We start from the raw sequence: 26534 nt of genomic DNA, 5'->3' as shown, positions 1-26534 counted from the left end.
TTGCGGGGTGGTGAACCGGTGGTGGTTGGCCACCGGGCGTTCTGGGGGGAGGGCAGCCGAGGGGCTGCGGGGCTCAGTGCGCCTCTTCCAGGGCACCGGCGATGTAGCTGCTGGCCAGCATCACGAAGATGTAGGCCTGCAGGAACTGGACCAGCAGCTCGAAGGCGGTCAGGCCGACGGCGACCACGAACGAGGCCGAGCCGTACAGCGCACCCAGGGTCGGGCTGAGCAGGTACCAGGAGGCGATGGAGAACATCACGATCAGCAGGTGGCCGGCGAACATGTTCGCGAAGGCTCGGACCGCGAGCGTGAAGGGGCGCACGAAGATGTTCGAGAAGAACTCGATCGGCACCAGGATGAACATGACCCAGCCGGGGATGCCCGAGGGCCAGCAGAGGTTCTTCAGACCGCCGACGAAGCCGTGCTTCTTGAAGGTCAGCGTCATGTAGGTGATCCACACGACGGCCGCGAGGCCGGCCGGGAACGCGATCGAGGCCGTCACCGGGAACTGCGCGAACGGGATGATCGACATGATGTTCATCAACCAGACGAAGAAGAACATCGAGACCAGCATCGGGACGTACTTCTCGCCCTTCTTGCCGATCGTCTCCATCACGATGGAGCGCTTCACGAAGTCGTAGCCGATCTCGCCGACCAGCTGCAGCTTGCCCGGCACCAGGCGCGGCTTGGCGAAGGCGGCCCAGAAGAACACCACGACGAGCAGCGCGACGATGATCGACAGCAGCATCGGCTTGTTGAACTCGACGCTGCCGATCGTGAAGATCGGCTTGAACTGGAACTCGTTCAGGCCCGGGGCCGGGAAGCCGCAGCCAGCGTCCCCGAAGTGGCAACTGCCTGAGGCGAGCGAGGACGTGAGTTCAGCACTCACCGCGGACTCCTTCGTCGTGGCGCATGGTTACGGCAACCTCGGTGTGTCGGCGTGGCCTGCGACCACGGAGCGGCACTGGAACTTGATGGGTTTCTCGCCGACCCCGCTCGACGGCGCGCTGCGCGACTGCGGGATCATCGAAGACTGCGCGGATCCGGGGGGCGATCCGTCCACTGTCCGGACAGACCAGGCCTCTTCCCGTACTCCGTTGTTGCGACGGACGATAGCAGCCCGTCAGTGCGGCATAAACACCGCCCCCCTCGTTGGGGGGACAGTCGGGGCTCGTCACTGTTGACGACCCGAGTCGGAGGGCTTGTCGCCCTTGTTTTCCGAGGCGTTGGGGTCGACGTAGAAGGTCTTGGCCTTGAGCGCACCGCGCACCTGGAAGCCCGTCCAGACCAGGACGCAGCCGATCAGCGTGAACGCGAAGGCCTTGCGGTTGAACAGTTCGGTGTCCTTGAAGACCAGCAGGACGACGGCGACCAGCAGGATCTGCGTCATGTAGACCATGAGCGCGGCGGCCATCATGAGGTGCGGGTTCGACCTGGTCAGCCGGTCGAGCGCGATCTGGCCGAAGCTGAAGAAGGCCATCACGAGGAGCGCGCCGATCAGGGCGCCGAGCAGGCCCTTCCCACCGGCGACGGCGAAGGAGATCGCCATGGCGATGATCCCGGCGACCGCAGTGGGGATCGCGGCGCCTCGGAGGATCCGGGCGTCGGTGGACGGCATGTCGGCAGCTCCGGCGGCATGTCGATGTGGCGGGGGACGGGCACAGACGGTGGCGGGTGACACCGGACCGAGCGGGCCGCCGCCGGGCCGCCCGCGGAAGCGGCGGGCCCGTCGAGGGAGACCGACGAGGGACGGAAGCCCTCCACCTGTCAGGTCTTTCGGCGTGTTCTCGGTACTCGTGAACGGTATCACAAACTATTTGATGAGAGCTTTACCATGAATGTGTGGTACCTGTCACACCGATGGCGCAACGAATCCGCCGTACGGGTGAGCCCATTTGACGCAACATCAACTCCCCTACGACCGGCGGCCGGTGGCCTTTCCGTGGTCCGCGGGCTCGGTGGCGGAACGCCGGCTGGCTTCACCCAGGAGTTGCTTGTCCTTCGCCGACAGTTCAGCCATCGGAGCCGAGGGCTGCCGCCGGTACCGCGGCGGGACGAAGGACTGCACCGCCCGCGGGGCGCGCGGCCGGAACCGCGGGGTGAGCAGCACCACCAGGCCGACCAGGCAGAGCCCGGCGAGGGTCAGCACCACGGTGCGGCCGGTGTTGGTCACCGAGAACGCCACCGTGCCGAAGGCGATCAGCGCGGCCCAGAAGTACATGATCAGGACGGCGCGGCTGTGCGAGTGCCCGACCTGGAGCAGCCGGTGGTGCAGGTGGCGCTTGTCGGCGGCGAACGGGGACTGGCCCGCCCAGGTCCGGCGGACCACCGCCAGCAGCAGGTCGGCCAGCGGCAGCGCGATGACGGTGAGCGGCAGCAGCAGCGGGATGTAGATCGGCACCAGGGCGTGCACGGTGGCGGTCTGCGAACCGGTCTCGTTGTTGATCAGGTCCGGGTCGACCCGGCCGGTGATCGAGATCGCCGCGACGGCCAGCATCAGGCCCAGCATCATCGAGCCCGAGTCGCCCATGAAGATCCGCGCGGGGTGCATGTTGTGCGCCAGGAAGCCCAGGCACATGCCGATCAGCAGCACGCTGAACAGCACGGCGGGGGCCGCGTCGGTGATCGCGTAGCCGTACCAGAGCCGGTAGCTGTACAGGAAGAACGCCATCGCGGCGATGCACACCATGCCGCCCGCCAGGCCGTCCAGACCGTCGATGAAGTTCACCGCGTTGACCATGACGACGACCAGGGTGACCGAGATGACCATGCCCTGGGTCGGGCTCACCGCGACCGAGCCCACGCCGGGCACCGGGAGGGTGATCACCGTGACGCCCTGCCACACCATCACGCCGGCGGCGATCATCTGGCCGCCGAGCTTCACCAGCGCGTCGACGCCCCACTTGTCGTCGAGGACGCCCAGCAGCCACATGATCCCGGCGCCGGACAGCAGCGCGCGGATGTCGCTGCCCTGGGAGAACACCTTGCTCAGGTTGTCCAGCTGCGAGGCGACCAGGATGCCCGCGCACAGCCCGCCGAACATGGCGATGCCGCCCAGGCGCGGGGTGGGCTCGCGGTGCACGTCGCGGGCGCGGACCGGCGGCATCGCGCCGGCGGCGATGGCGAACTTCCGCACCGGGCCGGTCAGCAGGTAGGTGACGGCGGCGGTGCAGAACAGCACCAGCAGATACTCACGCACCACCGGCCTCCTGCATCACTGTCGAACGGGGAGGTACCGAAGGTACTCCCCTGCCTTCCCGGGATTCGAGGTGCGTCGCCACGGCACACACCTTATTGAGTCGGACGCCCGGAGCGCGCATCGCGGTTCGCCCTCACGGGTAGGAGATCGAGATGCCCGCGCACGACGGCGGGCGCCGACGGACACCGGCGCCCGGTCACCGCCGCCGCGGAACGCGTCAACGGTCCACAGCGAAGGCCGCCGCCAGCTCCCGCACCCGCTGGGCGACCGGCCCGGCCGCCTCCCCGGCGAGCAGCCGGGCGATCAGCCCGGCGATCTCGGACAGCTCCGCCTCGCCCATCCCCTGGCTGGTCACGGTGCCCGTGCCCAGCCTGATCCCGGAGGCCTCGGCGACCGGCGCCGGGTCGTACGGCAGCACGCACTTGCCGAACAGCAGCCCGGCCGCCGCGCAGCGCCGCTCGGCCGCCGCGCCGCTGACCCCGAGCGGGCTCACGTCGGCGGTCACCAGGTGGGTGTCGGTGCCACCCGTCAGGGGGCGCATTCCGGCCTCTGCGAGCCCCGCGGCCAGTGCCCGCGCCCCTGCCACCGTCTGCCGCGCGTAGGCCCGGTAGGCGGGCGTCGCGGCCTCCGCCAGGGCGACCGCCTTGCCGGCCACCTCGTTCATCGCCGCGCCGCCCTGGCTGAACGGGAACACCGCCCGGTCGACCCGCTCGGCCAGCTCCGCGGTGCACAGCAGCAGGCCTCCGCGCGGGCCGCGCAGCAGCTTGTGGGTGGCGGCCACCGTGACGTCGGCGTACGGCACCGGGGAGGGCGCCTCCCCGGCCGCCACGAGGCCGGTGGTCTGGGCGACGGTGGCGATCAGGTAGGCGTCCACCTCGTCGGCGATCTCCCGGAAGGCGGCCCAGTCCGGGTGCCGCGGGTAGGAGATCGAACCCGCCACGATGGCCTTCGGGCGGTGCGCCCGCGCCAGGTCGCGGACCTGGTCGAGGTCGATCAGGCCGTCGGCCTCGCGCACGCCGTAACCGGTGCAGGCGAACCAGCGGCCGGAGAAGTTGGCCCGCGAACCGCAGCTGAGGTGGCCGCCGTGCTCCAGCGACATCGCCAGCACCCCGTCACCGGGCCGCAGCAGCGCCGCGTACGCCGCCAGCATCGCCGAAGTCGCCGACCGGGGTTGGACGTTGGCGTGCGGAGCGGCGAACAGCTCGCGGGCCCGGTCGATCGCCAGCAGCTCCGCGGCGTCGGCCGGCGCGCAGCCGGTGTGGTGCCGCCGGCCCGGATAGCCCTCGGCGTACTTGTCGATCAGCGGCCCGGTCAGCGCCTCCAGCACGGCGGGGCTGGTCAGGTTCTCCCCCGCCAGCAACTGGATCGTCTCGGCCCGCCGCTCGGCCTCGGCGGCCATCAGGTCGGCGATCTGCGGGTCCGCCCGGTGCAGCGCTCCGGACGCCCACGGGCGCCCCCTCGTCGCGCTCGAGCCGGTCGCGGCATCGGTGACGGTCATGGCAGGCTCCCGGGCGCTGCGGATGAGGGCGCCCCCGGCCGGAGACTGGGGGACGTCTACCCAGCGTAGGACCGGACCGCACCCGCGGCCCGCCGGAATCCGCCGTTCAGCCCCCCGATCGGCCCCGGTCCGGGCCCGGTTCCGGTGCGGCGGGGTCGGCCGGGCGAGGGGTCAGCGCCGCGCCGGGGTGCCGGTCAGCGCGGTGACCACCGGGTCGATCGCGTCGAATATCTCCTCGCCGCAGTTGCGGAACATGCCGATCGGCGCCCCGTACGGGTCCTCCAGCTCGTCCGACTCCGGAGTCGCGGCCAGCAGCCAGCCGCGCAGCGCGGCGGCCGCCCGGACCAGCGCGCGGGCCCGCTCGGTGACGTCGGCGCCGCGGCGGGGGTCGGGCAGGGTGCCCGGGTCGATCGTCCGCACCAGCCGGGTGAACTCCTTCAGCGTGAAGGTGCGCAGGCCCGCCTCGTGGCCCATCGAGATCACCTGGGCGCGGTGGTCCAGCGTCGCGGTCAGCACCAGGTCGGCCTCGACGACGTGCTCGTCGAGCAGCTCGCGGCCGACGAAGCCACCGCTGTCGGCGCCGTACTCGTCGAGCACCGTCGCCGCGTGGTCCTCCATCGGCGCGCCGACGTGGCCCCAGGTGCCCGCGCTCTCCACCAGGATCCGACCGGCCACCCGGGGGCTCAGACGGGTGTCCAGCTCACGCCGGGTGAGCCGCTCGGCGATCGGCGAGCGGCAGATGTTCCCGGTGCAGACGAACAGGATCCGGAAGTGGTCCAACGGCCTGGGGCCCACGCTCAGGTACGGCGCTATGCCGGGCCGCGCGTGGAGCGAGGCGGTGGGCGTCAACTTCCGGCCTCCAGGTCGGGGACGACCTCCCTCAGCTGCTCGATGCTGACCGCGCCGGCCCGCAGCAGCACCGGCACCTTGCCGGTGACGTCGACGATGGACGAGGCGGTGGCGTGGTCGGCCTGCCCGCCGTCCAGGTACACCGAGATGGCGTCGCCGAGCTGGGCCTGCGCCTCGTCGCAGGTGGCCGGGGACGGCCCGCCGGTCTTGTTGGCGCTGGAGACGGCCAGCGGGCCGGTGGTGTTCAGCAGCTCGATGGCGACCGGGTGCAGCGGCATCCGGACGGCGACGGTGCCGCGGGTCTCGCCGAGGTCCCAGCGCAGCGAGGGCTGGTGCCGGGCGACCAGGGTGAGGCCGCCGGGCCAGAAGGCGTCGACCAGCTCCCAGGCCTGCTCGGAGAAGTCCGTGACCAGCCCGTGCAGGGTGGTCGGCGAGCCGACCAGGACGGGCGAGGGCATGTTCCGGCCGCGGCCCTTGGCGGCCAGCAGCTCGCCGACGGCCTCCGGGGAGAAGGCGTCCGCGCCGACCCCGTACAGGGTGTCGGTGGGCAGGACGACGAGTTCGCCGCGGCGGATGGCCGAGGCGGCCTCGCGCAGGCCGGTGGCGCGGTCCCCGGCGTCGGCACAGTCGTAGCGGCGGCTCATCGGTGCGGTCCCCTTCCGGAAAGGCTCATGAGGTTCACGGCGGAATTGACAGCGCGGCCCTGCGGGCGGTCGTACTGGGCCTGATGCTTCACGACCCCGCCCTCCGGGCGGTCGTACTGGGCCTGATGCTTCACGACCCCGCCCTCCGGGCGGTCGTGAAGCGGGGCCGGTTGTTCAGGTCGCGGTGGTCGGCCGTGTCGGTCCAGCCGCGTTCCTCGTTGAAGATCCACGGCACCTGGCCGCCCTGCTGGTCGGCGTGCTCGATCACCACCGCGCCGCCCGGGCGCAGCAGCCGCGCGGCCACCCGCTCGATGCCGCGGATGGTGTCCAGGCCGTCCTCGCCCGAGAACAGCGACATCTGCGGGTCGTGGTCGCGGGCCTCCGGCGCGACGTACTCCCACTCGGTGAGCGGGATGTACGGCGGGTTGGAGATGACCAGGTCGAAGCGGCCGTCCCAGGAGCGGTCGTCCTCGAAGGCCTTGGTGGCGTCCCCGGCGTGCAGGGTGACCCGGGCGCGGTCCGGGCTGGCCTCGATGTTGCGCCGGGTGTACGTCAGCGCGCCCTCGTCGAGCTCGAAGGCGTGCACGGTCGAACGCGGCAGTTCCTGGGCCAGGGCGAGCGCGATGGCGCCGGAGCCGGAGCACAGGTCGACCACCAGCGGCTCGGCGACGTCCATGTCGCGCACCGCGTCTATCGCCCACTCGACGACCGTCTCGGTCTCCGGCCGGGGCACGAACACCCCGGGGCCGACCGCGAGTTCGAGGTAGCGGAAGAACGCCCGGCCGGTGATGTGCTGGAGCGGCTCGCGCGCCTCGCGGCGGGAGACCGCTGCCCAGTAGCGGGCGTCGAAGTCGGCGTCCTTCACCGTGTGCAGCTGGCTGCGCTTGACGTTGTGGACGTAGGCGGCGAGTTCCTCCGCGTCGAAGCGCGGCGACGGCACGCCGGCCGCGGCCAACCGCTGGGTGGCCTGGGCCACCTCGGCGAGCAGCAGGTTCATCCGTACGACCTCTTGTTTCTGCGCTCCGGCTTCGGCGTCGGGCTGGGGCGCGCCGGTCTCAGTTCTCTTGGGCCGCGGCGAGCTTGGCTGCCGCGTCCTTGTCGACGCAGGACTGGATCACCGCGTTCAGGTCGCCGTCCAGGACCTGGTCCAGGTTGTACGCCTTGAAGCCCGTGCGGTGGTCCGAGATGCGGTTCTCGGGGTAGTTGTACGTCCGGATCCGCTCGGAGCGGTCCACCGTGCGGACCTGGCTGCGGCGCGCGTCCGAGGCCTCCCGCTCGGCCTCCTCCTGGGCGGCGGCCAGCAGCCGCGACCGCAGGATGCGCATCGCCTGCTCCTTGTTCTGCAGCTGGCTCTTCTCGTTCTGGCAGGACGCCACGATACCGGTCGGCAGGTGGGTGATCCGGACCGCCGAGTCGGTGGTGTTGACCGACTGGCCGCCGGGGCCGGAGGACCGGTAGACGTCGATGCGCAGGTCGTTGGCGTGGATCTCGACCTCGACCTCCTCCGCCTCGGGGGTGACCAGCACGCCCGCCGCGGAGGTGTGGATGCGGCCCTGGGACTCGGTGGCGGGGACGCGCTGCACGCGGTGCACGCCGCCCTCGTACTTCAGCCGGGCCCAGACGCCCTGGCCGGGCTCAGCGCTGCCCTTGGTCTTCACGGCCACCGAGACGTCCTTGTAGCCGCCGAGGTCGGACTCGTTGAAGTCGATGATCTCGGTCTTCCAGCCGATCCGCTCGGCGTAGCGCAGGTACATCCGGAGCAGGTCGCCGGCGAACAGCGCGGACTCCTCGCCGCCCTCGCCCGCCTTGATCTCCAGGATGACGTCCTTGTCGTCACTCGGGTCGCGCGGCACCAGCAGCAGGCGCAGTTCCTCGGTGAGCTCGTCGCGGCGCGCCTCGGAGTCCTTCACCTCGGCGATGAACTCCGGGTCCTCGGCGGCGAGTTCGCGGGCGGCCTCGATGTCCTCGCCGGCCTGCCGCCACTGCCGGTAGACCCGGGTGATCGGGGTCAGCTCGGCGTACCGCTTGGCCAGCTTGCGGGCGTTCGCCTGGTCCGCGTGGACGGACGGGTCGGCCAGCCTCTTTTCGAGGTCGGCGTGCTCGACGAGGAGCTCTTCGACTGCCTCGAACATGGGGTGGCCTTCTTCCCGGGGGGCTGCGGAACGACTGGGGGGTGGACGCGGGGCGGTTTCGACCGCGTGGGAGGACGCGAACGGCGCCGGCCCCCAACGCCCCCGGAACGAGTACGGGGGCGCCGGGAACCGGCGCCGAGGGAGCGCTAGGCCTTCGCGCTGTGCTGCTTGCCGAAGCGGGCCTCGAAGCGGGCCACGCGGCCACCGGTGTCGAGGATCTTCTGCTTGCCGGTGTAGAACGGGTGGCACTGCGAGCAGACCTCGGCGCGGATCTCGCCGCTGGTCTCGGTCGAGCGGGTGGTGAACTCGGCGCCGCAGGTGCAGGTCACGCGGGTGACCACGTACTCCGGGTGGACGTTGGACTTCAAGGGGTTCTCCTAGGTTTCGGGAGGGCACCGGGTCGGCGGCGGAGTGCCGCTCGTGAACCGGGACCGACGTACCAGTCTGCCAGGACCGGCCGCACCTTCCAAAACCGGGGTCCCCCGCGGGATATTCCGACCGTCGTTCCGGGCCGCCGCCGGGTGCCGCGGGGGGCCGCGGACACCGCGCGCCGGCCGTCGCGGGGTGGCCGGTCAGCGCCGCGCGGTGGCCGTCGCGGCGGGCTTCGGGGAGGTCCTGGCGGAGGCCTTCGGCGCGGCCGCGCCCGCGGTGGCCGGGTCCGTCTGCGCGGGGTTCTGCGGCTGGGCCGAGACGACCGCCTGGGGCACCGGCTGGTCGGCCCTGAGGGCCGCCCAGAGCGGCTGGGCCTGCGACTGCTGCGGGACCACCCGGTTCGGGTCGCCGGGGGCCGCCTCCACCGGCAGGGTGACCATGGTCAGCTGGTCGGGCCCGATCCCCTTGAGCTCCTGCACGAGCCCCACCAGGGCGTTCACCGAGCCCAGCGCGGAGTCGGTGGTGACGCTCCTGGTCATGGTGTCGCCGATCGACCACAGCTTGACCGGGTCGGAGAGCAGCCCGACCCCGCCGGCCTGCCGGAGCAGCGACTTGACCATCTGCTTCTGGAGCTCGATCCGGCCGAGGTCGCTGCCGTCGCCGACGCCGTGCCGGGTGCGCACGAAGGCCAGCGCCTGCTGTCCGTCGAGGTGATGCTCGCCGGGCGGGAGGTCCAGCCCGCTGTCCTTGTCGTGGATGGCCACCGTGGTGGTCACGGTGGCCCCGCCTATCGCGTCCACGACCCTCGCGAAGCCGGCGAAGTCCACCTGGAGGTAGTGGTCCATCCGCAGCCCGGTGAGCTGTTCGGTGGTCTTGACCGCGCAGGCCGCGCCGCCGGTCTCGAAGGCGCTGTTGTACATCGCCCGCTTGACCGCCGGGACGGACCTGCCGCTGCTGTCCGTGCACTGCGGGCGGTCGACCAGGGTGTCGCGCGGGATCGAGACGACAGAGGCCCGGGTGTGGTCCTGGCTGACGTGCACCACCATCGCGGTGTCGGAGCGGGCGCTGTCGCCGGCGCTCCCGCCGGCCAGGTCGCCGTTCGCGCCGCTCCGGGAGTCGGAGCCCAGCACGAGGATGTTGAAGGAGCCGTCGGTGGCCGCCGGGGGCCGGGCGTCGCCGAGGCGGGAGTCGATGTCGACGCTCTTGATGTTGCCGTTGAGCTTCAGGTACGCGTAGGCGCCTGCGCCGCCGCCGGCGACGACCAGCGCGGCGAGCGCGCAGGCGGACCACCGCAGGACCTTGCGGCGGCGACTCGGGACCCTCTTGTGCTCGGCCATACGGTCCAGAGTAAAACGGACAAGATGATCGAATAGCCTCAAGATGTCCCAACTCTGGAACAAAGCCGCCGCGAACGCACGGAACCCCGGACCGCTCGCGCGATCCGGGGTTCCGTGCTGGGGCAGCCGTCCGACTACGGTCAGTCGCCGGAGCCCGGGGTGGTCTTGGCGATCTGCATCAGGAACTCGGCGTTGCTCTTGGTCTGCTTCATCTTGTCCAGGAGCAGTTCGATCGCCTGCTGCGAGTCGAGCGCGTGCAGCACCCGGCGCAGCTTCCAGACGATGGCCAACTCCTCGCTGCCGAGCAGGATCTCCTCCTTGCGGGTGCTGGAGGCGTCCACGTCGACGGCCGGGAAGATGCGCTTGTCCGAGAGCTTCCGGTCGAGCTTGAGCTCCATGTTGCCGGTGCCCTTGAACTCCTCGAAGATCACCTCGTCCATGCGCGAGCCGGTCTCGACCAGCGCGGTGGCCAGGATGGTCAGCGAGCCGCCGTTCTCGATGTTGCGCGCGGCGCCGAAGAACTTCTTCGGCGGGTACAGCGCCGTCGAGTCGACACCACCGGACAGGATGCGGCCGGAGGCCGGCGCCGCCAGGTTGTAGGCACGGCCCAGGCGGGTGATGGAGTCCAGCAGGATGACCACGTCGTGGCCCAGCTCGACCAGGCGCTTGGCGCGCTCGATGGCCAGCTCCGCGACGGTGGTGTGGTCCTCGGCCGGGCGGTCGAAGGTCGAGGAGATGACCTCGCCCTTCACCGACCGCTGCATGTCGGTGACCTCCTCCGGACGCTCGTCGACCAGGACGACCATCAGGTGGCACTCGGGGTTGTTGTGGGTGATCGCGTTGGCGACCGCCTGCAGCACCATCGTCTTGCCGGTCTTCGGCGGCGCGACGATCAGACCGCGCTGGCCCTTGCCGATCGGCGACACCAGGTCGATGATCCGGGTGGTCAGCACGCCCGGGTCGGTCTCCAGGCGCAGCCGCTCCTGCGGGTAGAGCGGGGTGAGCTTGTTGAACTCGGGGCGGCCGCGGCCGGTCTCCGGGTCCATGCCGTTCACGGAGTCCAGCCGCACCATGGCGTTGAACTTCTCGCGGCGCTCGCCCTCGCGCGGCTGGCGCACCGCACCGGTGATGGCGTCGCCCTTGCGCAGGCCGTTCTTGCGGACCTGGGCGAGCGAGACGTAGACGTCGTTCTGGCCCGGCAGGTAGCCGGAGGTGCGCACGAACGCGTAGTTGTCGAGGATGTCGAGGATGCCCGCGACCGGGATCAGGACGTCGTCCTCGCCGATCTGCGGCTCGGCGGCGCCCGTCTCGAAGCCGTCGCGGCCGCGGCGGCCCCGGCGGTCCCGGTAGCGGCCGCGACGGCCGCGACGGCCCTCGCCGAACTCGTCGTCCTCGTAGCCGCCCTGCTGGGCCTGGGGCTGCTGGGCCTGCTGGCCGCCGCCCTGGCGGCCCTGCTGGCCGTCGGTCTGGCCCTGCTGCTGACCCTGCTGGCCCTGGCGGTCGGCACGGTCGCGCCGACCGCGGCGGTCGCGACGCGACTCGCGCGACTCGCCGTCCTGCCCGGCCTGGGCCTCGCCGGCGTCCTGGCGGTCGCCGCGCTCGCCGCCGTCGCGGCGGTCACGGCGCTCACGACGGTCGCGACGGCTCTCGCGACCCTCCTCGCGGCCCTCGAAGGCGCGGGTCTCGGCCGCGCGCTCGGCCTGCTTGGGCTCGGCCACCGCGACGGTGGCGGCCTCCGCGCCGGCCTCGCCGGCCGGGGCGGTGGGGGCGCCGGCGGCCGAGGTGGCACGGCGGCGGGTGCGCTCGCTACGGGCGGGCGCGGTGGTCTCGGGGGCGGCCTGGACCGGGATCTCGATCTGGGCCTGCGGCTCGGCGGCCGGGGCCTGCGCGGCGGCGGCCTTGGTGCGGCGGGCCGGCTTCTCGGCCGGGGCCTCGGCGTCCGCCTTGGCGGCGGTGCGCTTGGCGGCCGGGGCGCCACCGGCGGCGAGCAGCGGGTCCCCGCCGCTCTTCTCCTTGATGGTCTCGATCAGCTGGCTCTTGCGCATGCGGCCGGTACCGGTGATGCCCAGGTCCGCCGCGAGCTTCTGCAGCTCGGCGAGGACCATGCCGTCCAGGCCCGCGGCGGCACTGCGGCGGCGGCGTGCCGGGGCAGCGGGTGCGGCGGCCGCGTCCGACGCATCGGCGTCCGGGCGCGCGCCCATCAGATCGGTGGTGTCGCTCACTAAGGGTCCTTCCCTGGAGCGGACGTCGGCCTGTCTGGCTCGGCGACCGGTTGTGCTGTCCTGACCGACGCTCGACTGCGTCGGTCCGAGGCGGTGGTCCCTCGAATGGCGGGAGCCCGTCGAGGGAGAGCTGCGAGGTGCGGTGCATGAAGCACGGTGGTGCTGAGGTGGCGCGTGGGCCGGTCGTGTGTCGACCTCCCCTGAGGGCTTTGCCCCCACGCTGCCTGCGAATCCCGGGCCCCCGTCGCGTGACGGTGGCCCGCGCTCCGCCCGTCCTGGCCTCAGGTGGAGGCCGCGGGTGGGAGTCAGGTGCCGTCACGGCTTCGGGATGCGGCCGCATGTCGCGCAGGCAGGCTGCGTACGCGCTGCGGTGGGCTCCCGGAGAATCGTCGCCCCGGACATCGCCACGACTCCACGGCCGTGGAGTGCTGGGATCGGGACGCGGCGCACCGAGCCCCGGAGGGCACCTGGTGCAGCAATGAGGTTAACACTACCGACCCCCTCAGACATTCCCCGACCTCGGGCTTGCCAATCGTGTCCGGACGGCCCGGCTCGGCACCGGGCCCGAATAGGGCGCTTCGCCTGGTCAGACGTCCAGCGGGAGCACGGCGGCCCCGGTCCGGTCGACGTCGAGCCGGTGCGCGGCGAACGCCGGATCCCCGCCGTGGCCGTGGTGGCCGGCGAAGGACAGCACCTTGTCGACGCCCGCCTCGTCGGTGAGCGCCAGCACGGTCGGGCCGGCCCCGGAGATGACGGCGGGCACGCCCTCCGCGCGCAGGGCGCCGACCAGCGCGGCGCTGTCCGGCATGGCGGAGGCGCGGTAGTCCTGGTGGAGCCGGTCCTCGGTGGCCGCGAGCAGCAGCTCGGGCCGCCGGGTCAGCGCCTCCACCAGCAGGGCGGAGCGGCCGGCGTTGACGGCGGCGTCGGCCAGCGGGACGGTCTTCGGCAGCAGGCCGCGGGCGGTCTCGGTGAGCACCTCGCCGGCCGGGACGAACACCACCGGCACGACCCGCTCGGAGGGCTCCAGGGCGACCGCCTTGGCGGACTCCTCGTCGGTCCAGGCGATGGTGAAGTTGCCGCGCAGGCAGGCCGCGACGTTGTCCGGATGGCCCTCGAGCTCGGAGGCGAGGGCGAGCAGTGCGTCGTCGTCCAGTGCGGAGGGGCCGCCGATGGTGACCGCGCGGGCGGCCACGATGCCGGCGCAGATGGCGGCCGAGGAGGAGCCCAGGCCGCGGCCGTGCGGTATCCGGTTGGCGCAGACCACTTCGAGGCCGCGCGGCTGGCCGCCGAGCCGGTCGAAGGCGGCCCGCATCGAGCGGACCAGCAGGTGGCGCTCGTCCCGGGGCAGCGTCCCGGCCCCCTCGCCGGCGATGTCGACGGTCAGGCCCGAGTCGGCGACCCGGACGACCACGTCGTCGTACAGGCCCAGCGCGAGTCCGAAGGCGTCGAAGCCCGGACCGAGGTTGGCGCTGGTCGCGGGAACCCGGACCCGGACGGCGGCGGCACGGAACGCAGGACCGGCCATGCGGTGGACTCTCCTGGGGAAATCGGGCGGCGCGGTGCGCGTCGTCGGTGCAGGGGTGGGGGGAAAGGGCCGCGGGCCCACGGGGCGGGCGGCCACAGTCGTCGGCTCGGCCCGTACCAGGACGGGCCCGGGGCATGTGCCACACGGCCGAAGCCAGAGTATCGAAGAGAGGTTCCCCAGTGGTACACCCCGTGGGCCTTCGATCTGGTGTGTTGCCGGTTCTGGCCGGAATGCGTTCCGGAATCGGATCGGAATGCGAAGCGAGATTGACACAAAAGAGTCAGTGGAGAGCGTTGACGGGCCGCCCCTCGAAAGAGTCGGCCCGTCGGGGCGTCAGACCACGTCGTCAGTCGAGCAGTCCGAGCCGCTGGGCCGCGGCCTCCGGGTCGACCGGGACGATCTGCGGCTGCGGCGCGCCGGCCACCGCCCAGTCCGGGTCCTTGAGGCCGTTGCCGGTCACGGTGCAGACGATCCGCTGGCCCGGGTCGACCAGGCCGGCTTCCGCCTTGGCCAGCAGGCCGGCCACCGAGGCGGCCGACGCGGGCTCCACGAAGACGCCCTCCTGCGCGGCCAACAGCCGGTAGGCGGCCAGGATCTGACGGTCCGTCACCTTGTCGATGAGGCCGCCGGACTCGTCCCGGGCGGCGAGCGCGTAGTCCCAGGAGGCCGGGTTGCCGATCCGGATCGCGGTGGCGATGGTCTGCGGCTTGAGGACGGGCGCTCCGTCCACGATCGGGGCCGAGCCGGACGCCTGGAAACCCCACATCCGCGGGGTGCGGGAGGACATCCCGTCCGTGGCGTACTCGCGGTAGCCCTTCCAGTACGCGGTGATGTTGCCCGCGTTGCCGACCGGCAGGACGTGGATGTCCGGGGCGTCGCCGAGCATGTCGACGATTTCGAAGGCCGCCGTCTTCTGACCCTCGATCCGCACCGGGTTCACCGAGTTGACCAGGGCCACCGGGTACTTCTCGGACAGTTCGCGCGCGAGCGTCAGGCAGTCGTCGAAGTTGCCGTCGACCTGCAGGATCTTGGCGCCGTGCACCAGCGCCTGGCCCATCTTGCCGAGGGCGATCTTGCCCTGCGGGACGAGCACGGCGGAGACCATCCCGGCCCGCACCGCGTACGCGGCGGCGGAGGCCGAGGTGTTGCCGGTGGACGCGCAGATGACGGCCTGGGCCCCCTCCTCCTTGGCCTTGGAGATGGCCATCGTCATCCCGCGGTCCTTGAAGGAGCCGGTCGGGTTGGCGCCCTCGACCTTGAGGTAGACCTCGCAGCCGGTGCGCTCGGAGAGCACCTGGGCGGGGACCAGGGGCGTACCGCCCTCCAGCAGGGTGACCACCGGGGTGGCCGCGGTGACCGGCAGGCGGTCCCGGTACTCCTCGATCAGGCCGCGCCACTGGTGGGTGTGCGCGCCTCGGACGACGTTCTCGGCAACGGCGTTCATGGCTGTTCCTTATTCCCCTTCGACCCGCATGATGCTGGCCACGTCCCGCACGCTGTCCAGCGCGCGGAGCTTGTCGACCGTCGCCGACAGCGCGGCGTCGGTGGCACGGTGGGTGACCACGACGAGCGAGGCGTCGCCGTCGCGGCCCTGCTGGCGCACGGTGTCGATGGACACGCCGTGCTCGGCGAACACGGACGCGACCTGGGCGAGCACACCCGCGCGGTCGTCCACGTCCAGGCTGACGTGGTAGCGGGTGACCACCTCGTCCATCGGCTTGGCCGGCAGCCGGGTGTACAGGGAGTCACCGGGCCCGGTGGCGCCGGCCAGCTTGTTGCGGCAGACCGCGACCAGGTCCCCGAGCACCGCGGAGGCGGTCGGCGAGCCGCCCGCGCCCGGGCCGTAGAACATCAGCCGGCCCGCGGCCTCGGCCTCGACGAACACCGCGTTGTACGCCTCGCGGACCGAGGCCAGCGGGTGCGACAGCGGGATCATCGCGGGGTGGACGCGCGCGGTGACGGACTCGCCGTCCCTCGCCCGCTCGCAGATCGCGAGCAGCTTGACCACGCAGCCCATCGCCTTGGCGGAGGCGATGTCGGCGGCGGTCACCTCGGTGATGCCCTCCCGGTAGACGTCCGCCGCGGTCACCTTGGTGTGGAAGGCGATGCCGGCCAGGATCGCGGCCTTGGCGGCGGCGTCGAAGCCCTCCACGTCGGCCGTCGGGTCGGCCTCGGCGTAGCCGAGCGCGGTGGCCTCCTCCAGCGCTTCCGAGTAGCCGGCGCCGGTGGTGTCCATCTTGTCGAGGATGAAGTTGGTGGTGCCGTTGACGATGCCCAGCACCCGGTCGACCTTGTCCCCGGCGAGGGACTCGCGCAGCGGGCGCAGCAGCGGGATCGCCCCCGCCACGGCGGCCTCGTAGTAGAGGTCCACCCCCGCCCGGGCGGCCGCGGCGTGCAGTTCGGTGCCGTCCTTGGCGAGCAGCGCCTTGTTGGCGCTGACCACCGAGGCGCCCTGCTCGAAGGCGGACAGGATCAGCGACTTGGAGGGCTCGATGCCGCCCACCACCTCGACCACCACGTCGATGTCGCCCCTGCCCACCAGGGCCTCGGCGTCGGTGGTGATCAGGTGCTCGGGCACACCGGGCCGGACCCGGCCGGCCCGGCGGACCGCGATCCCGGCGAGTTCGACCGGGGCACCGATGCGAGCGGCGAGGTCGTCGGCCGTCGTCGTCATGATGCGCGCCACCTCGGAGCCCACCACACCACAACCCAGCAACGCCACCTTCAGCGGGCGCGTACGCATCATCCGACTCCGCTCTGCATTCATCGTGCTTCTGTGTTTCCGGCGGCTTTTTCCGGGCCGCCGGAAACCTCGGTCCGTACCAGTCTCGGGGACTTTCCGCACGGATCTACGGTCGTTCCATGATCTGAGACGAGAATTTCGTCATCCGATATCCAGGCGCAGGAGATCCTCCTCCGTCTCGCGCCGGACGATCACCCGGGCCGCACCGTCCCTGACGGCGACCACGGGGGGCTTCAGGGCGTGGTTGTAGTTGCTCGCCATCGAGCGGCAGTAGGCCCCGGTCGCGGGCACCGCGATCAGGTCGCCCGGGGCGAGGTCGGCCGGCAGGAAGGCGTCCCGCACGACGATGTCACCGGACTCGCAGTGCTTGCCGACCACCCGGACCAGCATCGGCTCGGCCTCGCTGGTGCGGGAGGCCAGGGCCACCGAGTACTCCGCGTCGTACAGCGCGGTGCGGATGTTGTCGGACATCCCGCCGTCCACGCTGACGTAGGTGCGCAGGCCCTCCAGCGGCTTGACCGTGCCGACCTCGTACAGGGTGAACGCCGTCGGGCCGACGATCGCCCGGCCCGGCTCCACGCTCAGCCGCGGCGCGGCGAGGTTCGCGGCGGCGCACTCGCGGCGCACGATGTCGGCCAGCGCGGCCGCGATCTCGGCCGGCTCGCGCGGGTCGTCCTCGCTGGTGTAGGCGATGCCGAGGCCGCCGCCCAGGTCGATCTCGGGCAGCTCGACGCCGTGCTCGTCGCGGATCTGCGCCAGCAGTCCGACCACCCGGCGGGCCGCCACCTCGAAGCCGGCCGTGTCGAAGATCTGCGAGCCGATGTGCGAGTGGATGCCCCGCAGCTCCAGGCCGGCGTGGCCGAGCACCCGGCGCACCGCCTCGGCGGCCGCTCCGCCGGTCAGCGAGAGGCCGAACTTCTGGTCCTCGTGCGCCGTGGCGATGAACTCGTGGGTGTGCGCCTCGACGCCGACGGTGACCCGGATCAGCACCGGCTGGCGCACGCCCTGGCGGGCGGCGATCGCGGCCAGCCGTTCGATCTCCTCGTGGGAGTCGACCACGATGTGCCCGACGCCGCTCTTCACCGCGTGTTCGAGCTCGTCCGCCGACTTGTTGTTGCCGTGCAGCGCGATCCGCTCCGCCGGCATCCCGGCGGCCAGTGCGACGGCCAGCTCGCCGGCGCTGCACACGTCGAGGTTGAGGCCCTCCTCGTGCAGCCAGCGCACGATCGCCTTGGAGAGGAAGGCCTTGCCGGCGTAGTAGACGTCCGCCTCGGTGCCGAAGGCGTCCCGCCAGGCGCGGGCGCGGGAGCGGAAGTCCTCCTCGTCCATCACGTAGGCGGGGGTGCCGAACTCGGCCGCCAGCTGCTTGACGTCGATCCCGCCGACGGTGACCACGCCCTCGGCGTCGCGGTCGACGGTGCACGACCACACCTTGGGGTCGAGGGCGTTCAGGTCGGCCGGCGGGGCCTGGTAGTGGCCGTCGGGCAGGACGTCGCCGTGCCGGGGGCCTGCGGGGTGTGCGGAACGACTCATGTGTACGGCGTCCTTCGAGACCTGTGAGACCTATGGCGAGGGGCGGCGACGGTCCCCGTTGACCGTCAGCCGCCCCCGCCGTCGCTTGGGGGTGGTGCCTACATCCGCTCGGGTGCCGTGACGCCCAGGAGCGTCAGGCCGTTGGCCATGACCGTGCGCGTGGCCTCGACCAGCCACAGCCGGGCACGGTGCGTGTCGTTGAGCTCCTCGTCGCCCTTGGGCAGGAACATGCAGTTCTCGTACAGGCGGTGGTACTTGCCCGCGAGGTCCTCCAGGTAGCGCGCGACCCGGTGCGGCTCGCGCAGCTCGCCGGCCGTGGCCAGGACGCGCGGGAACTCGCCGAGGGCGCCGAGGATGTCGTTCTCCCACTCGGTGGCGAGCAGCTCGGGTTTGAACTGCTCGGCGGTGCCCTTGTCCACGCCCAGCTCGGCGGCCTTGCGCGCCACGCCGCACATCCGGGTGTGGGCGTACTGGACGTAGTAGACCGGGTTCTCGTTGGTCTGGCTGGTCAGGACGTTGATGTCGAGCGTGATCGTCGAGTCCGTGGAGGAGCGCGCCAGGGTGTAGCGGGCGGCGTCCACGCCGATCCACTCGACCACGTCGTCGATCGTGATGATGTTGCCCGCCCGCTTGGACATGCGGACCTCTTCGCCGTCGCGGAGCATCTTCACGAACTGGCCGATCCGCACCTCGATGTTGCGGTCCATGTCGTCGCCGGCGCAGGCGGCGATGGCCTTGAGGCGGTTGACGTAGCCGTGGTGGTCGGCGCCCAGCATGTAGAGCGCGACCTCGGCGCCGCGGTCCCGCTTGGAGAGGTAGTACGCGGCGTCGGCGGCGAAGTAGGTCTTGTCGCCGTCGGCCTTGACCAGGACGCGGTCCTTGTCGTCGCCGAAGTCGGTGGTGCGCAGGAAGACGGCGCCGTCCTGCTCGAAGACGTGGCCCTGCTCGCGCAGCCGGTCGATGGCCTGCTCGACGGCGCCGGAGTCGTGCAGCGTCTTCTCCGAGAACCACACGTCGAAGTGGGTGCCGAACTCGTCCATGGAGCGCTTGATCTCGGCGACCATGAGCTTGAGGCCCTCGGTGCGGAAGACCTGCAGCTGCTCGTCCTCGGGCAGGTCGAGCACGCCCGGGATGGCGTCGGTGAGCGCCTTGGCGATGTCGACGACGTACTCGCCGACGTACCCGCCCTCGGGCACCTCGCGGCCGTTCGCGGCGGCCTGCAGCGAGGCGGCGAACTTGCCAATCTGCACGCCCGCGTCGTTGAGGTAGTACTCGGTGGTGACGTCGGCGCCGGAGGCCCGCAGGACGCGCGCCAGCGAGTCGCCGACGGCGGCCCAGCGGACGCCGCCGATGTGGATCGGGCCGGTCGGGTTGGCGGAGACGAACTCCAGGTTGATCTTCAGGCCCTTGAGGGCCTCGTTGCGGCCGTAGGCCTCGCCCGCCTCGACGACGGTGCGCGCCAGCGCGCCCGCGGTGGCGGTGTCCAGGGTGATGTTCAGGAAGCCCGGACCGGCGATGTCGACCTCGGCCACGCCGGTGATCCCTCGCAGGCGCCCGGCCAGGACCTCGGCAACGGCTCGCGGCGGCTTGCCGGCCGCCTTGGCGAGCTGGAGGGCCACGTTCGTCGCGTAGTCGCCGTGGTCCCGGTTCTTGGGCCGTTCGACCGTCACGTGCTCGGGCACGGCGACGGCCAGCTCGCCCGCCTCGACGGCGGAGCTCACTGCGGCCTGGATTGCCTGGGAAAGGTCTGCGGGGGTCACGACGCCAAGCGTAGGCGAGACGGGGTGCCCGCCCGCACCCGGTTTACCCGTTGAGACGCCGCGATCCCCGGGTCGCGGGGCCGTCGCACCGCTCCGGCAGGGGAGGTCAGCCGAGATCCGTGCGTTCTGTTCGCCCAGAGCGAAAGCCGCCGGGCGGTCCGGTGAGCCGCATCAGGCGCCGGACCAGGGCCACCAGGTCCGCCGGGTCGAAGGGCTTGCCGAGGTAGCCGTCCACTCCGACGGTCTCCCCCAGGTCCAGGTCCGCCGGGGTGCAGGCGCTCACGATCGCGATCGGCAGCCGGCAGGTGTCCGGGGTGGCCCGCAGCCGGGCCGCGGTCCGCAGGCCGTCCAGCCGCGGCATCACCACGTCCAGGGTCACCACGTCGGGCTTCACCCGGCGGATCACCTCCAGGCACTCGGCGCCGTCGGCGGCGGTCACCACCTCGAAGCCCTCGAGCTCCAGGTTGACCCTGATCAGCTGGCGGATCACCTCGCTGTCGTCCACCACGAGGACCCGCCCGGACACTCCCGACACCTCACCGAGGGTATCGGCGGCCCCACCGCCCCGTCCGGCCTTTGGGCACTTCCGCCCGGGGCCGGCCCCGACGATCTTTCCGGGAAACCGTGCACGGACCACGGCCGAAGCCTGGTAGTGTTCATTCCGTCGGAACGCGGAAGCGGCCGACAGGCCGACAGGCCCCCGTAGCTCAGGGGATAGAGCACCGCCCTCCGGAGGCGGGTGCGTAGGTTCGAATCCTACCGGGGGCACTTCGCAGCAAGTGCAACAGAGGCCCAGACCAGTGGAGTTGTTCCACGGATCTGGGCCTTCGTCATGTCCGGGCCCTGGTGGCCCCGGAGGTGCCCTGGAGCCTTCCGAAGTCGTCCCGTGCCGTCCGGAGTCGTCCTGCGTCGTCCCGTGCCGTCCGAGGCGGCGGGCCAAAGCGTTCCGGTCCTGTCCTGTCCGGCCCGCAGGTCAGGACGCGGCGGACTCGGCCTGGGCGTACAGGTCGGCGATGGTGTGGTCGAAGTAGGCGCTGTACGAGACGTCGTCGGTGTCGCCGCCCTGCTGGTAGCCGCCGATCGCGCCGACCACGTCGCCGGTGGCGGTGTCGATCCACGGGCCGCCGCTGGTGCCGGACGGGTAGGACGGGCACTGGATGACGCGCTGGTAGGCGCTCTGCTGGTCCGTGGTGTTGGTGCAGAGGCTGGGCGTCTCCGAGTCGGCCGGGTAGCCGTAGAGGCGGACGGTCGCGTCGAAGGGCTCGCCGGTGCCCAGGCGGTTGCCGCCGACCACGTCCTCGACCGCGCGGCCGTTGTTGGGGGCGGTCTCCAGGATCGCGAAGTCCTCGTCCACGTCGCCCTTCTGGGACCAGCCGCTGGCGGTGTGGACGGCGGTCACCCGCCAGGTGCCGTACGGGGCGGAGCCGTCGCGGTAGCCGGGGGCGAAGGTGACGCCGTCGGTGCTGCTGACGCAGTGCGCGGCGGTCAGCAGCAGGTTGCCGGTGGCGCTGTGCAGCACGCTGGCGGTGCAGAAGTGGTTGCCCGCCTCCACCGGACCGCTGAACAGCGCGCCCACGGTGGCGGCCTCCTTGTCGTCGGCCGGGGCGGGGGCGGTGGTGCCGAGGGCGGCGCCGTGGGCGGCGGGGCTGCCGGAGGCGTCGGGGGTGGCCGGTGCGGTGGCGGCGGGGGTGCCGGCGGGGCTGGGCACGGCGGTGGGGGTCGCACTGCCGCTCGGGGTCGCGGCCGAGGCCGGGCCGGGTGCGGCGGGCTGGGCGGTGGTCGCGCCGGGCGAGGCGGTGGCGGCCGGCCCGGCGACCCTGACGCTGCGGGCCGCCTTGCCGGCGGCGGTCGCGTCGGACAGGTCCAGCCCGTGCGTCCCGGCGACCACCGCGGCCACCACGACGGCCGACAGCGCGGCGAACAGCGACGGCGCGAGCAGACGGCGGCGGCGCGGCCTCGCGCGGCGGTGCTGACCCATGTCTGACTCTCCTGCCCTGGGGGTGGCGGCGTTCGGTCGACGACTATGGCGCCTCAGCCTGGAAGGGGCGTTACCGCAGGCTTGAAGGTCGATGAGAAACCGGTCACCGGCCCAACAGGTTATCGAGTTCGGCGGCCGTGACGAAGTCGGTGTGGGTGCCGGCGGTGGTGCAGGCGAAGGCGCCGGCGACGGCGCCGGCCCGGGCGCAGTCCACCGCCGGGTGGCCGCGGAACCAGGCGTAGAGGAAGCCGGTGACGAAGGCGTCGCCGGCGCCGTTGGTGTCCACCACGGGGCGGCCCGGGTCGACGGCCGGGAGGTGGCGCAGCACGCCGTCCTCGCGGGTCAGCAGGTGGCAGCCGTCGGCGCCGTCGGTGGCGGTGACCACGGCGGCCCGGCCCTCGGCGAGGATCGCGCGCATCACCTGCTCGTGGCGGCCCCGGCAGCCGGCCACCGAGAGGAACACCAGGTCGGAGCCGAGGGCGTAGTCGCGGTGGTGCGGCTCGGCGCCGTCCCAGTCGTGCAGGTCGGTGGAGGTGGTGCGGCCGAGCCGGTGGAGGTCGCCGTACATGTCGCGGTTGACGCCGGTGATCGAGAGGTGGACGTGCCGGCTGCGCCGCGCGTACGGGAGGTAGAACTCGCGCGGCAAGCGCAGGTCGGCGGGGTGGCGGCCGTCGAAGAAGGAGAACCGGCGGCCGGCCGCGTCGACCAGGTTGACCCCGCGCGGGGTGCCGTACGGGCTCACCAGGTGGGCGAAGTGCAGGCCGTGGCGCCGGTAGTGGGCACGGACCAGGTCGCCCTGGGGGTCGTCGCCGAGGTAGTCCAGGAAGGCGGTGCGCAGCCCGAGGTGGTGGGCGCCGAGGGCGACGCCGTTGCCGGTGTGGCCGACGTAGTCGCGCACCGGCTCCACGTACCGCGAGTCGCCGGGCGGGATCTCCAACCGGTCGACCCGGACGATGGTGTCCACGCCGGTGCCGCCCACGACGAGCAGGTCGAACTCGGCCGCTTCGGTTTCCGGCTGCACGCGGCGCCTCCTTGATCGCTGGATGGTGGCCAGGAGTCAAGCAGGCGCCGGAGGTTGACTGCAAGACCTTGCTGCAAATTCCAGACAGGGCCGCTCGGCGGCTTCCTCCCGGGCCGGCCCCTCAGTCGGCCGGCGGCCGCTCCGCGCCCGCCTCCGCCCGGGACTCGGCGGGGGGCCTGACGTTGGCCCTCACGTCGGCCGCCGCGGCGGCCCGCGGACTCGGCCGTCCGTCCACGGCCCGCACCGGCACCGCGGTCTCGGCCCCGGCAGCGGTCTCGGCCCCAGCAGCGCCCGGGACAGCGGTCGCCTCACCGGGCTCCGGGCGGTGGTCGATCATCAGGAAGGCGACCAGCGCGGCCGCCAGCAGCACGCCCATCGCGACCCAGGTGGCGGCCACGTAGCCGTGCACCGCACCGCGGGCCTGCACCAGTGGATCGCTCGCGGCCCGGGTGGCCAGCCAGGTCGCGGTGGCGCTGGCGGCGATGGTGTTCAGCAGCGCCGTCCCGAACGAACCGCCCACCTGCTGGGCCGAGTTGATGGTGGCCGAGGCCGCGCCGGCCTCGTTGGGGGCGACCCCGAGGGTGGCCAGGCTCATCGACGGCATGAACACCAGGCCCATCCCGAAGCCGATCAGCAGCACGGAGGGCAGCACCATGGCGGCCCACGGGCTGTCCACCTTCATCTGGGTCAGCCAGGCCATGCCGCCCGCGGCCAGCAGCAGCCCCGGGGTGATCAGGTTGCGGGACGGCACCCTGGTCATCAGCCGGGCCGCGATGCCGGTCGAACTCAGCACGATGGCGCCCGTCATGGGCAGGAAGGAGATGCCCGAGACCACCGGCGAGAAGTGCTTGATGGCCTGCATGTAGTAGGTCAGGAACAGGAACAGGCCGAACATGCCGACCATGGCCAGGCCCACCGAGAGCGCGGCGCCACCGCGGTTGCGCTCGGCCACGATGTGGATCGGCAGCAGCGGGTGCGCGGAGCGCTTCTCGACCAGGACGAACACCGCGAGCAGCGCCACGCCCAGGACCAGCGAGCCGATCACCAGAGCGTCGCTCCAGCCCCTGGTCACGGCCTCGGAGGTGCCGAAGACGATCGCGAGCAGGCCGCCGCAGCCGAGCACCGCGCCCGGCAGGTCGAGCCTGATCCGGCGCCCCTTGGCGATGTGGTCGCGCTTGAGCACGGAGAAGGCCGCGAAGGCGGTGACGACGGCGATCGGGGTGTTGACGAACAGGCACCAGCGCCAGTTGAGGTACTCGGTCAGCAGGCCGCCGGCGATGAAACCGATCGCGGCGCCGCCGCCGGCGATCGCGCCGAAGATGCCGAAGGCCGTACTGCGTTCCTTCGGATTGGAGAAGGTGGTGGAGAGCAGCCCCAGCGCGGAGGGGGCGAGCAGGGCGCCGAACGCGCCCTGGAGGGCGCGGGCGCCGAAGAGCATGGCCGGGCTGACCGCCGCACCACCGAGGGCGGAGGCGAGGGCGAAGCCCAGCAGGCCGATGGTGAAGACGCGCTTGCGGCCGAAGAGGTCGCCCAGCCGCCCGCCGAGCAGCAGCAGGCCGCCGAAGGCGAGGGTGTAGGCGGTGATCACCCACTGCCGGTCCGCGTCGGTGATGCCCAGGTCCCGCTGGGCGGACGGCAGCGCGATGTTCACGATGGTGATGTCGAGGACGATCATGAGCTGGGCGATGGCGATGACCGCCAAGGCCCACCAGCGGCGACTGTCCGCCTCCTCATGACCGGTGGCAAGGTGCGAGGACACTGGTCGAGCCTTCCGGAGTGGGTACGGAGAGGTCACGCAGTCGCCTTCCAGCCAAGCGCCGGTGTGGACGAATGGCAAGCAAAAACCTGGTCAAACGGTCCCAAATGGGACGAAATGACCAGGGGCCCCGGGACTCGCGACCGAGTCCCGGGGCCCCGCGCCGTCCGCTCCCGGACGCACCCCGGCTACAGCGCCGACAGCTCCGCGAGCAGGTCGTCCAGGCCCAGCGAGCCCTGCGAGAGCGCCGCCATGTGCCAGGCCTTGAGGTCGAACTCCTCGCCCCGCGCCTCGTGCGCCGCCTTCGCCGCCGCCCGTCCGCGCAGCCAGGCGCGCTCGCCGAGCTTGTAGCCGATCGCCTGACCGGGCAGCCCCAGGTAGCGGACCAGCTCGCTGTCCAGGAACTCCGGAGCCAGACCGCAGTACAGCCCGAAGAACTCCCGGGCGTGCTCCGGGCTCACCGGCTCGCCCGGCCGGTACGGCGAGTCGGCCGGGAATTCCAGGCCCAGGTGCATGCCGATGTCGATGATGACCCGCAGCGCCCGCATCATCTGGGCGTTGAGGTAGCCCAGGCGGTGGCCCGGGTCGGTGAGGTAGCCCAGCTCGTCCATCAGGCGCTCGGCGTACAGCGCCCAGCCCTCCATGTTGGCGCTGACCCCGCCGAGGCTCACCTGGTAGGTGGAGAGCCGGTCGGCGACGTAGTTCCACTGCGCCAGCTGCAGGTGGTGGCCCGGGACGCCCTCGTGGTACCAGGTGGACACCAGGTCCCAGACCGGGAAGCGCTCCTTGCCGAGCAGCGGCAGCCAGGTCCGCCCCGGCCGGCTGAAGTCCAGCGAGGGAGCCGTGTAGTACGGCGCGGCGGCGCTGCCGGCCGGGGCGATCCGCGACTCGACCCGGGTGACCGGCTCCGCCAGGTCGAAGTGGGTGCCCTGGAGGTCCCGGACCGCCTGGTCCATCAGGCCCTGGAGGAACTCCCGGGCCGGCTCGGCGCCCTCGATGGCCGGGCCGTCCTCCTCCAGCCACTTCATCGCCGTCATCGGGTCGGCGCCCGGGCGCACCTTCTCCGCCTCGGCCGTCATCTGCGCGTACAGGTCGTGGAACTCGCCCCAGGCCCAGGCGTAGGCCTCGTCCAGGTCCAGGTCGGCGCCGGTCCAGTAGCGCACCCAGCGGCCGTAGCGCTCCCGGCCGACCGGATCCGGGGTGCCGGCGGCGGCCGGGGCGTACACGTCGCGCATCCAGTCGCGCAGCGCGGCCAGCGCCCGTGCGGCGGCCACCGCGTGGTCGGACAGCTCGGCGCGCACGGGCTCCGGGGCGTCCTGGACGAACTGCCCGAACCAGCCCGCCCCGCGCCCCTCGCCGCCCTCGTCCGAGGGACCGGCCGACGCGCCCTCGGCCGGCGCCTCGCCCAGCCACTCGCCGAACTGCCCGATCACCGTCTCCACCTGGCGCGGGCCGGACAGCAGCCCCCGCTCGATGCCCTCGGCCAGCGTCTGCCGGTACTGCTCCAGCGCCAGCGGGAGGGGGGCCAGCCGGCGGCCGATCACCCGCCACTCGTCCTCGGTGCCGGCGGGCATGAGGGTGAAGGCCTCCCGCGTGTTGTGCACCGGGGAGGCCAGGTTGCGCACCGCGCGGTAGTTCTCCCCCGCGTCGTGGACGGCGAGTTCGGCGGTCAGCCGCTCGCGGAGCAGCCGGGCGCAGCGCCGCTCCGACTCGTCCTCGGCGGCGCCGGCCCGCTCGACCTCGTCCAGCCGGGCCAGGGTGCGGCGGGCGAGGTCGGCGATCGCCTCGGCGCCGGCCGGGGAGAGGTCGGGCAGCCGGTCGTCCTCGGGGTGGAGGCCGAGGTACACCGCGGTCAGCGGGTCGAGGTCGGCCAGCGCGCGGACGTACGCGTCCGCGATGCCGCGCGGGGTCCCGCCGTCGGAATTGATCAGTTCTTCAACCATTCGCACATCATCGCGTTGCCGG

General features: G+C 72.3%; 21 protein-coding genes and 1 tRNA gene. 1 reads left to right on the top strand and 21 read right to left on the bottom strand.

The window, feature by feature from the left end:
* Positions 1-73: 73 nt before the first annotated feature.
* The 17 genes from atpB to ACGF07_RS01800 all read right to left on the bottom strand — a co-directional run bounded on the left by atpB (position 74) and on the right by ACGF07_RS01800 (position 20340).
* On the bottom strand, positions 74-889 hold the full coding sequence (atpB, locus tag ACGF07_RS01880) for a F0F1 ATP synthase subunit A (RefSeq protein WP_350737781.1): 816 nt from the start codon (positions 887-889) through the stop codon (positions 74-76).
* Positions 890-1174: 285 nt separating this feature from the next.
* Positions 1175-1618 (bottom strand): hypothetical protein, encoded by a 444-nt coding sequence (locus ACGF07_RS01875; RefSeq protein WP_350737784.1) that lies wholly within the window; start codon positions 1616-1618, stop codon positions 1175-1177.
* 297 nt (positions 1619-1915) lie between these two features.
* Positions 1916-3199 (bottom strand): MraY family glycosyltransferase, encoded by a 1284-nt coding sequence (locus ACGF07_RS01870; protein ID WP_392894532.1) that lies wholly within the window; start codon positions 3197-3199, stop codon positions 1916-1918.
* A gap of 217 nt (positions 3200-3416) precedes the next feature.
* The gene (glyA, locus tag ACGF07_RS01865; protein WP_392894530.1) at positions 3417-4697 is read right to left on the bottom strand and encodes a serine hydroxymethyltransferase; all 1281 of its coding nucleotides are present in this window, start codon (positions 4695-4697) and stop codon (positions 3417-3419) included.
* 171 nt (positions 4698-4868) lie between these two features.
* Complete coding sequence (locus tag ACGF07_RS01860; protein WP_350737872.1) at positions 4869-5510, bottom strand: protein-tyrosine-phosphatase; 642 nt, start codon at positions 5508-5510, stop codon at positions 4869-4871.
* A 32-nt stretch (positions 5511-5542) separates the two neighbouring features.
* Positions 5543-6190, bottom strand: coding sequence for an L-threonylcarbamoyladenylate synthase (locus ACGF07_RS01855; protein ID WP_350737793.1), 648 nt, complete (start codon positions 6188-6190; stop codon positions 5543-5545).
* 130 nt (positions 6191-6320) lie between these two features.
* Complete coding sequence (prmC, locus tag ACGF07_RS01850) at positions 6321-7187, bottom strand: peptide chain release factor N(5)-glutamine methyltransferase (protein ID WP_350737796.1); 867 nt, start codon at positions 7185-7187, stop codon at positions 6321-6323.
* A 58-nt stretch (positions 7188-7245) separates the two neighbouring features.
* Complete coding sequence (gene prfA, locus ACGF07_RS01845) at positions 7246-8322, bottom strand: peptide chain release factor 1 (protein WP_350737799.1); 1077 nt, start codon at positions 8320-8322, stop codon at positions 7246-7248.
* A gap of 146 nt (positions 8323-8468) precedes the next feature.
* Positions 8469-8690, bottom strand: coding sequence for a 50S ribosomal protein L31 (gene rpmE, locus ACGF07_RS01840; RefSeq protein WP_030235761.1), 222 nt, complete (start codon positions 8688-8690; stop codon positions 8469-8471).
* A gap of 204 nt (positions 8691-8894) precedes the next feature.
* A complete protein-coding gene (locus ACGF07_RS01835; RefSeq protein ID WP_392894527.1) occupies positions 8895-10031 on the bottom strand; it encodes an LCP family protein in 1137 nt (378 codons plus the stop codon).
* 140 nt (positions 10032-10171) lie between these two features.
* The gene (gene rho, locus ACGF07_RS01830) at positions 10172-12253 is read right to left on the bottom strand and encodes a transcription termination factor Rho (RefSeq protein ID WP_350737805.1); all 2082 of its coding nucleotides are present in this window, start codon (positions 12251-12253) and stop codon (positions 10172-10174) included.
* Between the two features lie 586 nt (positions 12254-12839).
* Positions 12840-13778 (bottom strand): homoserine kinase, encoded by a 939-nt coding sequence (gene thrB / locus ACGF07_RS01825; protein WP_392894525.1) that lies wholly within the window; start codon positions 13776-13778, stop codon positions 12840-12842.
* Between the two features lie 346 nt (positions 13779-14124).
* The gene (thrC, locus tag ACGF07_RS01820) at positions 14125-15222 is read right to left on the bottom strand and encodes a threonine synthase (protein WP_392894523.1); all 1098 of its coding nucleotides are present in this window, start codon (positions 15220-15222) and stop codon (positions 14125-14127) included.
* 9 nt (positions 15223-15231) lie between these two features.
* Entirely contained in the window at positions 15232-16524 is a 1293-nt protein-coding gene (locus ACGF07_RS01815) for a homoserine dehydrogenase (protein WP_392894521.1), read from the bottom strand.
* A 138-nt stretch (positions 16525-16662) separates the two neighbouring features.
* The gene (gene lysA, locus ACGF07_RS01810) at positions 16663-18054 is read right to left on the bottom strand and encodes a diaminopimelate decarboxylase (protein WP_392894519.1); all 1392 of its coding nucleotides are present in this window, start codon (positions 18052-18054) and stop codon (positions 16663-16665) included.
* A gap of 98 nt (positions 18055-18152) precedes the next feature.
* The gene (gene argS, locus ACGF07_RS01805; RefSeq protein WP_350737821.1) at positions 18153-19814 is read right to left on the bottom strand and encodes an arginine--tRNA ligase; all 1662 of its coding nucleotides are present in this window, start codon (positions 19812-19814) and stop codon (positions 18153-18155) included.
* Positions 19815-19920: 106 nt separating this feature from the next.
* On the bottom strand, positions 19921-20340 hold the full coding sequence (locus tag ACGF07_RS01800) for a PleD family two-component system response regulator (protein WP_392894694.1): 420 nt from the start codon (positions 20338-20340) through the stop codon (positions 19921-19923).
* Between the two features lie 170 nt (positions 20341-20510).
* Here ACGF07_RS01800 and ACGF07_RS01795 point away from each other — a divergent pair.
* Positions 20511-20582: transfer RNA gene (locus ACGF07_RS01795), tRNA-Arg, on the top strand.
* Positions 20583-20787: 205 nt separating this feature from the next.
* Here the strand turns inward: ACGF07_RS01795 and ACGF07_RS01790 are convergent.
* The 4 genes from ACGF07_RS01790 to ACGF07_RS01775 form a co-directional block, all read right to left on the bottom strand.
* Positions 20788-21792 (bottom strand): trypsin-like serine peptidase, encoded by a 1005-nt coding sequence (locus tag ACGF07_RS01790; protein ID WP_392894517.1) that lies wholly within the window; start codon positions 21790-21792, stop codon positions 20788-20790.
* Positions 21793-21895: 103 nt separating this feature from the next.
* Positions 21896-22813 (bottom strand): carbohydrate kinase family protein, encoded by a 918-nt coding sequence (locus ACGF07_RS01785; RefSeq protein WP_350737827.1) that lies wholly within the window; start codon positions 22811-22813, stop codon positions 21896-21898.
* 121 nt (positions 22814-22934) lie between these two features.
* Positions 22935-24572, bottom strand: a complete 1638-nt coding sequence (locus ACGF07_RS01780; protein ID WP_392894515.1) for an MFS transporter — start codon at positions 24570-24572, stop codon at positions 22935-22937.
* 185 nt (positions 24573-24757) lie between these two features.
* Positions 24758-26512, bottom strand: coding sequence for a DUF885 domain-containing protein (locus ACGF07_RS01775; protein ID WP_392894513.1), 1755 nt, complete (start codon positions 26510-26512; stop codon positions 24758-24760).
* Positions 26513-26534: the final 22 nt, after the last annotated feature.

The sequence above is a fragment of the Kitasatospora sp. NPDC048194 genome, from assembly GCF_043202455.1.
Taxonomy (GTDB): domain Bacteria; phylum Actinomycetota; class Actinomycetes; order Streptomycetales; family Streptomycetaceae; genus Kitasatospora.
The sequence above is the reverse complement of the archived record's forward strand: the minus strand, read 5'-3'. Positions and strand labels throughout refer to the sequence as shown.

Bases quoted from the DNA above. Each gene is read 5' to 3' on its own strand.
- ACGF07_RS01875 (WP_350737784.1), bottom strand. From the start codon at position 1,618: ATGCCGTCCACCGACGCCCGGATCCTCCGAGGCGCCGCGATCCCCACT.
- glyA (WP_392894530.1), bottom strand. From the start codon at position 4,697: ATGACCGTCACCGATGCCGCGACCGGCTCGAGCGCGACGAGGGGGCGC.
- ACGF07_RS01855 (WP_350737793.1), bottom strand. From the start codon at position 6,190: ATGAGCCGCCGCTACGACTGTGCCGACGCCGGGGACCGCGCCACCGGC.
- prmC (WP_350737796.1), bottom strand. From the start codon at position 7,187: ATGAACCTGCTGCTCGCCGAGGTGGCCCAGGCCACCCAGCGGTTGGCC.
- prfA (WP_350737799.1), bottom strand. From the start codon at position 8,322: ATGTTCGAGGCAGTCGAAGAGCTCCTCGTCGAGCACGCCGACCTCGAA.
- ACGF07_RS01835 (WP_392894527.1), bottom strand. From the start codon at position 10,031: ATGGCCGAGCACAAGAGGGTCCCGAGTCGCCGCCGCAAGGTCCTGCGG.
- thrB (WP_392894525.1), bottom strand. From the start codon at position 13,778: ATGGCCGGTCCTGCGTTCCGTGCCGCCGCCGTCCGGGTCCGGGTTCCC.
- thrC (WP_392894523.1), bottom strand. From the start codon at position 15,222: ATGAACGCCGTTGCCGAGAACGTCGTCCGAGGCGCGCACACCCACCAG.
- ACGF07_RS01815 (WP_392894521.1), bottom strand. From the start codon at position 16,524: ATGATGCGTACGCGCCCGCTGAAGGTGGCGTTGCTGGGTTGTGGTGTG.
- lysA (WP_392894519.1), bottom strand. From the start codon at position 18,054: ATGAGTCGTTCCGCACACCCCGCAGGCCCCCGGCACGGCGACGTCCTG.
- ACGF07_RS01790 (WP_392894517.1), bottom strand. From the start codon at position 21,792: ATGGGTCAGCACCGCCGCGCGAGGCCGCGCCGCCGCCGTCTGCTCGCG.
- ACGF07_RS01775 (WP_392894513.1), bottom strand. From the start codon at position 26,512: ATGGTTGAAGAACTGATCAATTCCGACGGCGGGACCCCGCGCGGCATC.